Origin of the sequence: Paenibacillus peoriae (assembly GCF_022531965.1) — a bacterium.
GTDB lineage: Bacteria > Bacillota > Bacilli > Paenibacillales > Paenibacillaceae > Paenibacillus > Paenibacillus polymyxa_D.
Window position 1 is genome coordinate 2,300,375 of the sequence record NZ_CP092831.1, and the last position, 14,238, is coordinate 2,314,612.

Genomic DNA, 14,238 nt, shown 5'->3' on the forward strand with positions numbered 1-14,238 from the left:
GAAACTTTCGAATTATTTCATACGTCTTATGTAAGGGTGCTTATTGAAAAAGGAGGTAATTTATCTTGAAAAAGGTTATTGTGTTTTTCTTCGTACTTATGTTTCAATCCTGGGCGATTGCTGATGCTGCCAATCCGATATCCGTTAACGCGGTGAATGTGAATGGGAAGTTTATAGCAACCGATGTTTCACCTATTATTAAGGACGGGCGTGTTTTGGTCCCTATACGCACGCTTGCTTCACTGGGGGTAACCTATCACTGGGATAGTAAAAGTCAATCTGCTTTCATCACAAAAGGCACAGATCAAATTAAGTTGACGGCCAACAAAAAAGAAGCATTTAAAAATAACAAAACGGTTCAGGTAGATGTTCCTGTCCAAGTAACTCAGGGAAGGATATTAGTTCCTATTCGTTTTGTGTCGGAGAATTTTGGCTATAAGGCAAGCTATGAGAAGCTTCGGTCTATTCTATTTATTCAAGACGGTAATTATAAGGTAGACCAAGAGAACTTACAGGCAGAAGATTTACAAACCGCTCGTCAGGCTGCTATATCGTTGCCGGTTCAATTTTCTTTCAAATCGCTTTCTTCTTTAGAAAAACCTGGGGCTAATAAAGAATACAATTACATTTTCCCAAGAGGGGATTCTTCCAGATACATGTATGGAAACAATGTTGGTAATACGGTAGTTGAAGTTAAAGATGGAGTGGCCAAGGCAGTCTGGCAGTTTACTGTATCCAGGGGTCTGGAAGATATTGCATCAAGTGCTGGAAAGAGACCTAGCTATAATTACGTTCAATGGGTGACTGATATCTTGATGTTTAATGATGAGCATGGAAATATCAAAGCTGTATACAAAGATGATAAAGGTCAACAAAAAGATCTCACTGCAAAGGCGAAATCCTATACAGATATTATCCAACCTATTCCTAATGAGACGAGAAAACACTAGCTAATACTGAATCGATGTATTAATACTACTAAGCTCAATTTAGTTTGAAATGCTGACAAGAAGACACTATTGAGGTGAATATAATTATGAATACATTTTTCAAAGCGGCTTTTGCATCAACAATATCTTTTAGTATGCTTGCTAGCGGTGTTTCTGGAGCAGCCTCCAAGTCCATTATTGTGCAAGTGAATAACGTACCCATGCAAGGGGATGTAGACCCCTATGTTCAGAATGGTTCCACATTAGTAGCATTGAATATGATAAGATCGATTCCTGGTGTAACGATCAACTGGAACAATACTTCTAAAACGGTAACTGTAGATAATAACGGAACAAAATCAACACTGGTGGCTGGTAAAAAAGAGACAATGGTAGGTGATAAAAAAGTAACGCTGTCTACCTCTTCTGCAATGAAAAATGGTCGTGTTATGGTACCGCTGCGTTTCATTGCAGATGCGTCCGGTTCTCAAGTGTACTGGGATGCCCCAGATCGTACAGTTTACGTAGCTAAGCCGACAGAAGAGATGCTGAAAGAAATCCAATCTAGCGATATTTCTGTAGCTCGTCATGGTGCATACAGTCTTCCACGTATTGCCAAAGTTAATGTACTGTCAGGTAAAGAAGGGGATAGTATGGCTTATATTCGCTACTTCCAAAAAAACCAATCCAGTGAATTTTTTGAACAACACATGGACAGTGTGAATTACTATCGTATCATTGACACACATGTAGAACTGCTCTGGTCTGCAAGGCTGAACCTGCAACAGGAAGCTAAAAATGCAAGCCTGCCGTTCCTCACCAACAAAATTGTTGAACAAAGCGGCAAAATGCCAACGATCCAAAAGGGCGTAGTTTATTATAATTATAGCGTTCCGGGTGGCACCACGTTCGGGACTATTGATAAAGCTGGCAAAAAAACTCGTCTGGGGGAAGCGACTGAAGATCAGGCGAAGCAAATGTTTTTCTCTATTCCAGAAGAAGAACAACTATAAAAGGGAACGCAGGGATAACGACACATTGTATTGTAAGGAGGAAACTATGAAATTCGTGCAGATTATGTCTGTAGGTGCGATAGTGATGTTAGTGATTTCAGGGTGTAGTGGTAAGGCAAGCTCAAATCATCAACTACCTCAGACCGAAGTGAATAATACCGGGGTAAACAGCACAAAGGAAGGTGTAAAAAAAGTAGACGAAAAAGCAACTGTAGAAACATCTAGAGCAACTGTTAAAAAGGTGAATACCTTAGATTATTCTCAGTATGATAATAACCAAGACAAATCTAAGGTTGTAGTTTCGGGGAAACAGATTGTATGGAAAAATAAAGACGTTACTTTTACAGCAAAATTAACTAACGCTAAAGGGGAAGAAGCCGCCGAAGCCAATGAAGTTGTGAATTCTATGAAAATAAAAGGTAAGCGTGGAGAGCAACTCGTTAAGCTCAACCCACGACCTTTGAGAGTTAACTCACTTTCCTTATCTAAAAGCAACCAGGTAGCTCTTCATGTAAGCGATCACGAGGGGAGTAGACTTATTTTAATTAATTTATCCGATGGGACTCAAACTATTGTAAACATGTTTGAGATGAATAGTGACGGAGCCGGGAGCGAAAAGATTGATGCCTATAACTGGTCGCCTGATGGAAAAAAGATTGCGTTTGGAATCGGTGATCTAGGTTCAAGTTATATCGGACTATACAATGTTGAGCGTAAGAGCTATATGCATGTGTCCGATAAGGACTTTACATTGATTTCATCTATAGTTTGGCATAAAGATGGGAAAAGTTTTGACTTTGTGAGTAAAGGTGACGATTCTCCACAAGCAGTACTCTATACTTACTCAGAAACAAAAAAATCAATTTTAAAGAAGGGTTCTTTAACTAAGAATGATGAGCAGAAGATATCTCAATTAACACCGAAATTTTGATTGACATATACAGAGAGAGTATTTTGAAACCGTATCATCTATATAGTCATAATTTTAAACTCCACTTTTTTCGACTTTAATGCACTCTATCAACATTATAGATTTACTTTTGAATATTTAATGATTGCTTGTGGCCAACAAAGGGCTGAAAGAGAATGTTGCTACGTTATGCTTATATGCGACCTCTTCAACCAAGAAATGATCGTTTTAAAGCGATTCAAGGAAGACGGCGTCGCTCTTGTACAAACCGAACAAAATCTTATGTTGTTCAGTTTGTGTTGATAATTGATACCAGACTTTTACAATGGTTGAAGTATAAATTTAGGTGGGAGTTGCTTATGAGAATTTCCATGAGTAAGTTACTAAAACGCTATGCAGCGATTTTATTGGGCTACGCAATAGGTATAGGGTTATTTTACGCTTTGGGATATAAGATGAGCGCTATGGGAATCTATGCAATTTTGACAGGAATTGTGACTGGAGAAATAATCAACTTTGCATTATCAAAGCGAGAGAAATGACCTATGTATCCCTTGATTGCATCAACATCAGGGGATTTTTCATGTAATTAAAAGGTCCAACAGAGTTTCTGCATGGGATCTCTATATCATTTACTGGTGAGAATGCACATAGGGAAATGCTATAGTCATGTCAACATTGTGAAACCTTTTACTTGGAACCATCCAATCATTTCAGGATGTCGTTCGTCCAATATGTCTCAATATGTGTAAGTTATGCTGAATTTTCGTTATGAACATTAGTTGCATAATATATTGACAGATGGTTAATTATGGAGAAGAATAGAGGGTGATTTTTAAAATAATGGAATTTTTATGTGAAGGGTGGTTATGACTTGAAGCATACACCTACGATTTCAGCGGAGTTTGAGTATTATCTAAAACAAAATGATATGACGTTGAGTCAATTTGCCGAATATTCAGGGGTACATCAAAGAACGCTTAGTAATTGGATTACTCAGCATCGTCCTGTTTCCGTACAGCAGCTGGACCGAATTACTGTGGCTATGGATTTGCCAGAAGGCTATTTTTATGACCTATACATAGAAAATTACATCATTGATCTTTCCCCGAATTTTAGGCGAATCGAGCCATTATTGTATCGTTGTGCAGAACTGGACAAGCTGGATGCAATCCGTCGAATGATAGGGCATATCATGGATAATCCGCTGTATGCGTCCAGGCTATTTGATGTTGCAGAAGCATTATTTGAACAGGGACGACATGCTGCTGCGCTGCCTCTCTATGAGAATGTCGCAGAAGTGGAGAAATATCAGCATTCTGAACGCTTGGCCACCTGCCAATATCGTATATTCACGATTCAAGTTGGAGCTGATCAAAGCCGAAATCTCAAGGCAGCCATACTATTTGAACCTTATGTCGAGCGTCTGGATGAAATAGTTCAGCTTGATGCATTAAAGGATTTGGCGAATGTGTATAGGTCTTTACGTAAATGGGACAAGCTTGATGCAACAGCTTGTAAAATGAGGGATAAAGCGAAAATTCAATACACTATGAAGCATAAGCAGGAAAAGCGAAAGGATTATGGCAAGAAAACAAGGAGTCCATTATTCGGTTACATCGCTTATGCTGACCTGTTGTGTGCATGTGTCTGTGAAGCTCAAGGCGATTATAAACAAGCTCTGCAATATACATACGCCTACGCTAATTTAGATTGGGTCATAGAGACAGACGAGGATACTCAGCACTGGGTCAATTTGTACAAACATTGGTCCGAAGGTAATACTTACGTTAATAAACTCTTATCTGGAGATACAGGTGTGCTTGCGGATTATGTTGAATACATTGCATCAACAAATAAAACAAATAAAGAAATGGTCACCAAACTGCTAAATGTTTTGATGGCTGCTAACCGATATCAGATTGATGTAGATAAAATACTTCGGCGTTTTGAAACTGAAGTTAGTTCTCTCACTCAGCCGGAAACGTTGTTTGATGATATGTATACTAATCAAGTAATACCAGAGCAATGTGCACGTTTTGGATATGAATTGGCTTATTATTATTTACATCAAGGTATATATAGTGATGGTTTTAAATATTTGATGTATGCAATGGTAAGTTATCATACACTAAATAATGAGACTTATTTTATAAATTGTATGGGGCTGTTTTTACATTTTCGGGATTATGCGGTTCTTGAAACCAAAGCAGATTTTTTAAATCTTATTGAAAAGGTGTGGTTAGAGAATGTTGAAAAAGATGGTACTGCTGATCATCGCGACTAGTTTTTTGTTTATTGCTACTGTGCCAGTTCAATCGCATAGTCACATTCAACTTAATGATCAAATTGGAGGTATGTAACAGAGGAGAAACACAAACAATGCTCTGCTAACTTTACAACTGACGATTATAAGGGTTCCAAAGTTTAACTTTGAACAACTTGAAACCAACTGAAAATAAACATATACCAAAAAAAAGTGCCTCTGGAATTCCAGAAGCGCTTTTTTTTGGTAAGCGTATTTTAAAAAAATCCAAAAATTTACGTTTTGCATTAAGATATGACACAGAAGGGGGAATCATGCTGATGAATCCAGGTGTGACTTTACTTCGTGTCGAACGGGCCAGAAAAAGACTGTACCAAGTCCAGAAGAAATACGGATTTTTAACGCATCCCAAAGTGATTGAACAATCCATGAAACTGGATGAACTATTGAATCAATACCAAATATACAAAATGAAATCCTAACAAATGAGTTCATGCCATATTGCTAAAGGAAGAGCGTGAAATCCAATCTCCAAACCCCAATCAAAATCCTAAATCCTAAATCTTATACTATGAAGAGGTGATAACGTTGTTGAACAAAAGAAATCCTGTAACCCCTTTTGGGTGGAAAATCAAAGAAAAGCTAGTCGAGAGGCAAATGGATCAGAGAACATTTTGTGATACCTACCATATTCCTGCTAGCCGCTTGTCTAATCTCATTCATGGAACACGTAAGGCCAAAAAATATAGAGTACAAGTATCTCAATTGCTTGGGATCGAAGAATAACCCTCTTTCTCCTTTATGGATACAGGACATCCTAATGATATGTAAGCTACAGTGGCAAAGGACTCCAGGTTTCTTTAATATAGAGTGTACATAGGAAGCTTAATACAAGAGTGGAAAGGATCGATGGAAATGTTCTCCAGAATGGCAGAGCAGAAGATTGCCGAGGCAATGGCCAAAGGTGAGTTTGATCATCTACCGGGAGCGGGCAAGCCACTGGTCATCGAGGATTTGTCACATGTTCCAGAGGAGCTGCGGATGTCGTACAAGCTGTTGAAGAATGCAGGCATTTTACCGAAAGAGCTTCAGCTGCAAAAGGAATGTGTCCAGTTACGTGATTTGCTTCACGCTTGTCATGAGGCGGGAGAGCAAGAGCGGATCAGTCGCAGGCTGACTGAAAAATCACTTCGTCTCCGTATGCTGCTGGAGGAAAGAGGGCTGGATACGTCGTCTGTATTTTATGAATATGAGTCCGCTATGCGTAAGCGACTGGAGGAATAGAAGCGAGAGGAGCGAAGGGCGGAAGGCCCTTGCCCGTACACTTTAATTTCTACGCTTTACCTCATTACTGTTGCAGTGCAGATAATCTCGTGAGGCATTGCTTCGTCAGGATGACGGATTCTTTGGGCAGTTTGTCTAAATGAAAGTCATCGATTAAATCTACTGCCTTCACAGGCACCGGTGAATCCAGCAGCCCGGAAAAATAGGCGAGCCAGCCAATGACTGCTTCCGGTGTGACCCCTTGTCGGCGCATAGCTCGGAGTGCTACACCACCATGTCGTTTGGCCAGCCTTCGTCCATCAGGGCCTAGGACAAGGGGAACGTGTGCGAAACGTGGCGGCTGCAACCCCAAAGCTTGGTACAGCAATAGCTGACGGGGCGTTGAATCGAGAAGATCATACCCGCGGAGTACGTCGGTCATATGCATATCCGCATCATCGACAACGACAGCCAGCTGATAGGAAAACATGCCGTCCGCTCGTTTGACGATAAAATCGCCCCCCTCTGCCGCACCGAAGGCCACATGACCTGCTACCTGATCATGAAACGAAATAACGGCATCTGGATATTGCGGTACTTTAAAGCGAAGTGAAGGGAGTTTATATTGTGCTTTGGCTACGGCATCTTGAGAGCTAAGGCTACGACATGCCCCCGAATACGCAGGCCCTTCACCAGACAGTCCATGCGGAGCATGAGCGGCAGCCAGAATGTCAGCTCGACTGCAAAAACAAGGATACAGTAAATCTTGCCTCTGTAGTTTCTCCAATGCAGACTGGTAGCGTTCCAGCCGCTGGCTTTGAGTGTAGGGGCCGTAGGGACCGCCTACGTCGGGTCCTTCGTCCCAGTCCAGACCAATCCAGCGCAAATCTTCCATACTCCCTTGCGCCAACTGGCTGCGAGCTCGCGTCATATCAATATCTTCCATGCGCAAAATATAGGTTCCGCCCAGGGAACGAACGTGCAGCCAGGATAATAAGGCGGTACGAGCATTTCCTAAGTGTATCCATCCCGATGGTGTTGGGGCAAATCGCCCTCTGATGGGTTGGGCCTGTAATTCCATACGAAAGTGACCTCGATTCTGTGTTCCGTCCTTCAGCAATCCATATCAAATATATTATAAAACGATCTTGCCGTGAGTGCATCCCGATAGGTATAGAAGCTAAAGACGAAGCATACATAGCCGCGATGATCAGACGGGAAATTTAAATATCTGTATAATAGATTTAGAAGAATTATGTATGACAGACCGAGGAGAAGTTCCAGAGGGCAGCTTAACCTTTTCTATTCAATAATTACAGGTAATGAAAAATTCACAATAATAAAAGAACTAAAACTTAGATTCTACGCATCAAGCGTATCATTGGAGAGATTTCATTGACAGATAAACAACTGCCTATTATGCAAGTGATCCCCGAGCTTAAACATACACTGCAATCTCATTCGGCGGCGGTACTGATTGCACAGCCGGGAGCGGGGAAAACGACGGTAACACCGCTGGAGCTACTGCATGAGCCGTGGCTGGTAGGGCAAAAGATAATTATGCTGGAGCCGAGGCGTTTGGCAGCACGTGCAGCAGCAGCACAAATGGCAAAAACGCTGGGAGAGCCCACCGGAAAGACGGTGGGCTACCGGGTTCGCATGGATACAAAAGTAGGGCCAAACACGCGGATTGAGGTGGTTACGGAAGGCGTACTCACCCGGATGTTGCAACATGATCAGGCGTTGGAGGGAGTCGGGCTGATTATTTTTGATGAGTTTCATGAACGCAGCCTGCATGCAGACTTGGGATTGGCACTTGCTCTACAAAGCCAGGCGTTGCTGCGACCGGATTTGAAGATATTGATCATGTCTGCCACCCTGGAGGCAGAGCCTGTATGCAGACTATTAGGGGATGCGCCATTGCTGGAATGTCCAGGCACTGTATTTCCGGTAGAAACCTTTCATATGTCCAAACCTTCGTCAACTTCATTAGAGTCCTTTACGGCTGAGACGGTAGAAAAGGCACTTCATACTCATGAAGGTGATCTGCTGGTGTTTTTACCAGGGGCTAGAGAAATTCACAGAACGGAACGAGAATTGGCTTCAAAGCATTTACCAGCACATGTCAAGGTCATTCCGCTGTATGGGAGCATGAAGCTGGAGCAGCAGGATGAGGCAATACGCCCGTCGGCTTCGGGCAGTCGAAAAGTGGTATTGGCCACCTCGATTGCCGAGTCTAGCTTGACCATAGCGGGGATCACGGTGGTGATCGATAGCGGACTGTCGCGGGAGTCGGTATTTTCCGCGCGGACCGGTATGAGCCGTTTGACCACCGTTAAGGTGTCCAAGGCCTCCGCCGACCAGCGGCGCGGACGGGCGGGGCGTCTCCAGCCGGGCGTATGCTACCGGATGTGGAGCGCGCAGGAGCATGCAGCGCTCCCCGAAGCCAGCCGCCCGGAGATCGCGGCGGCGGATCTGGCCCCGCTCGCGCTGGAGCTGGCGGCCTGGGGCGTGCGCGAGCCCGCCGAGCTGGCCTGGCTGGATGCCCCGCCTGAGGCCGCGTACGGCCAGGCCACAGGTCTGCTGCACCAGCTCGGCTGTCTGGATGAAGCAGCCGATGGCACTACAGGCGTCATCACCGCGCATGGGCGCGAGGTGTCCGCCCTGAGCACGCACCCACGCCTCGGGCACATGCTGTTGCGTGCAGCAGCCCTTGGCCTGGCCCTGATTGCCAGCCGTCTGGCTGCGCTGCTGCAAGAGCGGGACCCGTTCCGCGCCCATGGCGGAACGGATTTGCGCCCGCGGCTGGATGCCCTGCGCGAGGCGACCCATGCCCGCAGCACGCACAGCCTGCTGCGGACGGCAGACGATACGGTGATTCGCCGTATCGTGCAAGAGAGCCGGCAGTTGCTAGCCTCGCTGCCGACAGTAGTCGCAGCGCAGGACGAGCCTGACGGCTCCGCGGCTTGCGGGCTGCTATTGGCCTTTGCGTATCCGGATCGGATCGCGCAGGGCCGAGGGGACGGCCGCTTTTTGCTTAGCGGCGGCCGGGGCGCGCGACTCCGACAAGTGGAGTGGATGTCGCGTTCATCCTATCTCGTCGCCGCCGAAGTGGACGACGAGGGAGCAGATGGTGCCATTCAGTTGGCGGCACCGGTTGAACTGCAAGAGCTGACCCAGCATTGCAGCGATTTGTTGCTGGAACAAGCCAGCGTATACTGGGATAGCTCCGCCTCAGCAGTGAGAGCCCGCAAGGTACTGCGACTGGGCTCACTCGTCTTAAAGGAAACGTCCTATGAGCGACCTCCGGCAGAGGAAGTTGCTGCCGCCTTGATGCAGGGTGTCCGTGAACGCGGTCTGAAGCTGTTGTCATGGAATCGGCAAACCCTCCAGTTGCAGGCTCGTTTGATTTTTATGCACTTCTCAGCGCCTGAAGACTGGCCGGACTGCACGGAATTGGCATTGCTGGATTCACTGGAATCGTGGCTGTTGCCTTTTGCTCTAGGAGCCAAAAACGTATCCGATCTGCAACGGCTGGACAGTGCTGCATTGCTGCTTGGCAGGCTGGACTGGGAACAGCGGCAGCAGCTTGATCAGGAAGCGCCGACGCATATCCGTGTACCCAGCGGTTCCCGCATTCCTGTCGATTATTCGAATCCTGAGGCACCAGCGCTGGCCGTACGACTACAAGAATTGTTCGGTATGAGGGATACGCCTCGTATTGGACGCGGACGTGTGCCCATTGTATTGCATTTACTGTCACCTGCCCAGCGACCTGTCCAAGTGACATCCGACTTGTCCAGCTTCTGGAGCGAGGCTTATTTTGAAGTCAAAAAGGACCTGAAAGGCAGATATCCCAAGCATTATTGGCCGGATGATCCACTGGAAGCTGTGGCGACCAACAGAGCAAAGCCAAAGCGTTAAATAGAAGCTGTTTTATGCTAATCGACTTTTTGAATTTTTGTAAAATCGTTTAAACGTCATAATAGCGGGGTAATGAAAAACGAACCACTCAACACTAAAATATTGGGAGGCAACTATCATGGCTAATAACTTAAACGATTATAATGAAAAGAAGATTGTTGGTGTTTTTGATACAGAGCAGGAAGCATCTCGTGCGATAGGACAATTGCAGAGCAAAGGAATCCCAAGCAGTGAAATTTCTGTGATCACCCGTGACCGTGACGAGTTGAGGACGATTAGTGAAGAGACAGGCACCAAAGCACCGGAGGGTGTAGCGACCGGTGCGGCTACCGGCGGCGTTGTAGGCGGCGTTGCTGGGTTGCTGGCGGGCATCGGGGCCTTGGCTATTCCAGGTATCGGACCAATCCTCGCTGCTGGACCTATCGCGGCTACCCTTACCGGAGCAGCTGTCGGAGCGGGAGCAGGTGGCTTGGTCGGTGGACTGGTCGGGCTGGGTATTCCGGAAGATGATGCACGTCAATACGAGACTTACGTCGATCAGGGCAAGATTTTAGTGCTGGTGGACTCCGCTGACCATAACAGGGATGTTTATGATATTTTCCGCACCAACCGTTCGCTGAATGCGGATCGTTACAGAACGTATGATGATACGTTGGCAGACACGCCGCGTACAGATGCATACACAGATACGAGAAGGAACCTGTAAAAACCTAACGGCTAGTTGAGAACGTGATTTAACAGGCTTTCCTATCTCCTTTGTATATGGGTTGTTTCTACAGCAGCAGTCCCCCCGAGAGGGAGGACTGCTGTTTTTACATATTTGTGGATCATAGAATAAATCTGAGATAAATGATGCTAAGCTTGCCGTTGGCACGTTTAACCTTCTATATATTTTTACAGAATTGTCGTTATAATAGATTGAGGATTTTGAAAAAATCCTGGATTTATAAATTGCTAGATGTAACAGGAGAGTGGCATGAGTCAAAAAGAGAGAATTTCCGAAGTCGCTTTGCTGAGAGGGCTGGCTTTTGCGGCCGTTGTTCTTCAGCATTCCGTCGCACACTATGCGGTTGCGCAGGGGGCGCGCGTCCAGGACGGGGTATTGATGACACTTTTACTGCTGTGTTCCAAATTTGCAGTTCCTGTGTTTGTATTTATCACTGGAATGGTGCTATTTTACAATTATGATGGAGCCTTAAAGTACGGAACGTTTTTACGTAAAAGATTCCTGGACATCATCGTTCCTTATATCATATGGTCTCTTTTATACGAATTGGGAAATCAGCTTGCTCAAAGTGGAGGATATATTCACCCGCTGGATTTTTTCCAGAAGCTGTTGAACGGGAAAAGTAGCTATCATCTGTGGTACATCGTAATGATTATTCAATGTTATGTGTTATTTCCTGTGTTTCGTTATGCTGTCCGTCGTTTGTCTGCGCTACTGCCATCAACATGGCGACCCGCTGCATTGGCTGTATTCGGCGTGCTATATATTTTGCTCATGTTCGCCGTTGGACCCGTATACCAAGCGATGGATAAGCTCCAGCTTCCGGTCATTACCTCTTGGTTTACCCTGTATGCTGACCGGAATGTGATCTACTTTTTCTTTTATTTTGTGCTGGGAGCGGCAGCCGGGATGAACGTCAAGCGTTGGAATGCATGGGTAACCAAAGCACAAATGATATACTGGCCGTTGTTTATCGTAATTACTGGCTACTTGCTGTATGAGATGATCGGTCAGTTCCAGACACCGCAAGGTACAGTTCTTTCCTTTAACTATTTGTCTCTGCTGCGTCCGGTCATGGCTGTATATTGCGTCGCGTCTATTTTTGTAGCTTATCGGGTAGCGACGTGGATTGCTCATAAGGGGGGACGTGCGGCGAGTATGCTGACGGCCATCGGAACGTTGTCCTATGGAGCGTATCTCATGCATGCCTTTATGCTGCGTGTGACCTATTATTTTGACGAGACGTTGTTTGCAGACTGGAGCCACGTTCTTCGTATGCTGGCTTCATTCGTTCTCTGTATGATCTTTTCCGTTGCCGGAACATGGCTGCTGGCACGTTTGCCTCTGGGCAAATGGATCGTGGGGCTTCGGGTTCGTCCTCGCCCGACTGGGAGTCCGCCAGCCGTACAAAAGCAAGCTTGATTTGATAATCCAATCACATATGTTCACAAGAGTATCCCAAAGCCAAGAAATAAGGCCAAGGGATACTTTTTTAACTGATATTATATTATTTCAACATATGAAAAGTTCATAATAGTAAACCATAAACTCATTTCTCAGCACTTCGCACACTACTCTATATCGCCTCATTCTATATCTCTCGCCATCTTAAAACAGGTCACAAGGGATGGAGAGTTCTCATAAGCTCTCATATCATCAAAGGAAATAGTCTATGGACGCAGAGTGGTTTATAATGGAAGGTAAGGTGTATGAATAAGGTGTGGAGGAGGCTGTGAAATGGCGTTTATGATATCCCAGCGGGCTTTTATCAAAATTTATCTGATCACAATGGTGGAGAGGCATCGCGGTTATGGATATCAGATGCTCGAATCGATGAAGGATGAGTTTAGTGGGTTTGGATATGTTCCGCCTCAGAGCGAAGTTTACCGGGCGCTGCATGAGCTGGTACAGGAAGGCGTTTTTTACCGTACCAAGCGATTGAAAGGAACAGACCCGCGCGTGGATTTTCAGGAGATTGTACTCTATCACTTTACAGATGATGGGGAGGAGAAAGCCCGACTGTACAAGAAGCAGGTCAAAGCTGATTTGGACCGTTGCTTAGGTATGCTGCACAAAGCGGAACAAGACAACTATTCCTAACCACGAAAGGATGAGAATGATGGGTAGAAAGCTGAAATGGGGAATTTTAGGCACTGCGGAGATCGCCCAAATCGCTGTAATTCCTGCGATTCAGCAATCCGAACGCGGAGAAGTGCTTGGGATTGCTAGTCGTAATGCGGATAAAGCCGCTGAGGCCGCCCGGGAGTTCGATATTCCAAAAAGTTATGGAAGCTATGATGAACTGTTGGCTGATCCCGAAATCGGAGCGGTGTACATTCCGTTGCCAAACCATCTGCATGAAGAGTGGACCATTCGGGCGGCGGAGGCTGGGAAGCACGTTTTGTGTGAAAAACCATCTTCTCTTAGCTCGGCCGGTACAAGCCGCATGATTGAAGCATGTCAACGTGCAGGAGTGATCTTTGCAGAGGCTTTTATGTATCGTTATCATCCCAAACATCGAAGAATTAAGGAAATTATCAATAGTGGGGAAATTGGTGACATTCGCGGCATCCATTGCACGTTTACGTTTAACAATACCGATCAGGCAGATAATGTGCGCTTTAATAAAAACATGGGCGGCGGCTCGCTATATGATGTGGGTGTCTATCCGATATCAGCCGCTCGTATGTATTTGGATCGGGAGCCGGAGGCAGTGACGGTACATGCCTTATTTTCCCCGGAGCATGACAACGTCGATATGATGGCTTCCGGCTTGCTGGAATTTCCGGGTGGAATCAATCTTACTTTCGATTGTGGCATGTGGGCAGCCAATCGTTCCAACATGGAAATTCTCGGTAGCAAGGGTACGATTGCGATGCCCAAAATGTTCGGCTGGGAAAGAACGTCTGTGGTACCGCAAATTTTCGTCCACGTCGGTTCGGTTACGCGTGAGGAACGTCTGAAAGGTTTTAATTCTTTTGAACTGCAAGCGGATGCTTTTGCTAAAGCAGTGCTTGACGGTGTCCCGTTGCCGTATGAGCCAGAAGATGCGGTGAGCAATATGAAGGTGATCGATGCTTGTATTGAGTCAGCTCGCAGTCGGAAACGGATAGAAATTGGATAAGCGGTGTACCGTATTCCTAGAAGATCTAAAAAAGCAGCCTTGTCAAAAGGACAAGCTGCTTTTTTAGATGACAAATACATAG

Annotated in this window: 14 protein-coding genes; 13 read left to right on the forward strand and 1 reads right to left on the reverse strand. The window is 45.4% G+C overall.

The genetic code is table 11. The features are described from left to right. The first annotated feature begins 65 nt into the window (after nucleotides 1–65). From MLD56_RS10535 to MLD56_RS10570, 8 genes are all read left to right on the forward strand, one after another. Nucleotides 66–950 carry a copper amine oxidase N-terminal domain-containing protein gene (locus MLD56_RS10535; protein ID WP_241081085.1) on the forward strand — a complete coding sequence of 295 codons (885 nt, stop codon included), beginning with the start codon at nucleotides 66–68 and terminating at the stop codon, nucleotides 948–950. Nucleotides 951–1,036: 86 nt separating this feature from the next. Then, nucleotides 1,037–1,942, forward strand: a complete 906-nt coding sequence (locus MLD56_RS10540; protein WP_029517078.1) for a copper amine oxidase N-terminal domain-containing protein — start codon at nucleotides 1,037–1,039, stop codon at nucleotides 1,940–1,942. 46 nt (nucleotides 1,943–1,988) lie between these two features. Continuing rightward, a complete protein-coding gene (locus MLD56_RS10545; RefSeq protein ID WP_029517079.1) occupies nucleotides 1,989–2,873 on the forward strand; it encodes a PD40 domain-containing protein in 885 nt (294 codons plus the stop codon). Nucleotides 2,874–3,211: 338 nt separating this feature from the next. Then, nucleotides 3,212–3,394 (forward strand): hypothetical protein, encoded by a 183-nt coding sequence (locus MLD56_RS10550; protein ID WP_039273483.1) that lies wholly within the window; start codon nucleotides 3,212–3,214, stop codon nucleotides 3,392–3,394. 332 nt (nucleotides 3,395–3,726) lie between these two features. Further along, nucleotides 3,727–5,139 carry a helix-turn-helix domain-containing protein gene (locus tag MLD56_RS10555; RefSeq protein ID WP_029517080.1) on the forward strand — a complete coding sequence of 471 codons (1,413 nt, stop codon included), beginning with the start codon at nucleotides 3,727–3,729 and terminating at the stop codon, nucleotides 5,137–5,139. Between the two features lie 293 nt (nucleotides 5,140–5,432). Beyond that, a complete protein-coding gene (locus MLD56_RS10560) occupies nucleotides 5,433–5,600 on the forward strand; it encodes an aspartyl-phosphate phosphatase Spo0E family protein (protein WP_071558834.1) in 168 nt (55 codons plus the stop codon). Between the two features lie 109 nt (nucleotides 5,601–5,709). After that, nucleotides 5,710–5,904, forward strand: coding sequence for a Rha family transcriptional regulator (locus tag MLD56_RS10565; protein ID WP_029517081.1), 195 nt, complete (start codon nucleotides 5,710–5,712; stop codon nucleotides 5,902–5,904). Nucleotides 5,905–6,027: 123 nt separating this feature from the next. Next, nucleotides 6,028–6,402, forward strand: a complete 375-nt coding sequence (locus MLD56_RS10570) for a DnaJ family domain-containing protein (protein ID WP_029517082.1) — start codon at nucleotides 6,028–6,030, stop codon at nucleotides 6,400–6,402. A gap of 64 nt (nucleotides 6,403–6,466) precedes the next feature. Here the strand turns inward: MLD56_RS10570 and gluQRS are convergent, their stop codons facing one another. Then, on the reverse strand, nucleotides 6,467–7,462 hold the full coding sequence (gene gluQRS, locus MLD56_RS10575; protein ID WP_029517083.1) for a tRNA glutamyl-Q(34) synthetase GluQRS: 996 nt from the start codon (nucleotides 7,460–7,462) through the stop codon (nucleotides 6,467–6,469). A 314-nt stretch (nucleotides 7,463–7,776) separates the two neighbouring features. Between gluQRS and hrpB the strand changes: the two genes are divergently transcribed. From hrpB to MLD56_RS10600, 5 genes are all read left to right on the forward strand, one after another. After that, complete coding sequence (gene hrpB / locus MLD56_RS10580; RefSeq protein ID WP_039273477.1) at nucleotides 7,777–10,305, forward strand: ATP-dependent helicase HrpB; 2,529 nt, start codon at nucleotides 7,777–7,779, stop codon at nucleotides 10,303–10,305. A 118-nt stretch (nucleotides 10,306–10,423) separates the two neighbouring features. Beyond that, a complete protein-coding gene (locus MLD56_RS10585; protein WP_029519034.1) occupies nucleotides 10,424–11,011 on the forward strand; it encodes a general stress protein in 588 nt (195 codons plus the stop codon). A gap of 270 nt (nucleotides 11,012–11,281) precedes the next feature. Beyond that, nucleotides 11,282–12,454, forward strand: coding sequence for an acyltransferase (locus MLD56_RS10590; RefSeq protein WP_029519036.1), 1,173 nt, complete (start codon nucleotides 11,282–11,284; stop codon nucleotides 12,452–12,454). A gap of 315 nt (nucleotides 12,455–12,769) precedes the next feature. Continuing rightward, nucleotides 12,770–13,132, forward strand: a complete 363-nt coding sequence (locus tag MLD56_RS10595; RefSeq protein WP_013310011.1) for a replication termination protein — start codon at nucleotides 12,770–12,772, stop codon at nucleotides 13,130–13,132. A gap of 19 nt (nucleotides 13,133–13,151) precedes the next feature. Further along, the gene (locus tag MLD56_RS10600) at nucleotides 13,152–14,156 is read left to right on the forward strand and encodes a Gfo/Idh/MocA family protein (RefSeq protein WP_029519037.1); all 1,005 of its coding nucleotides are present in this window, start codon (nucleotides 13,152–13,154) and stop codon (nucleotides 14,154–14,156) included. The last annotated feature ends 82 nt before the right edge of the window (nucleotides 14,157–14,238 follow it).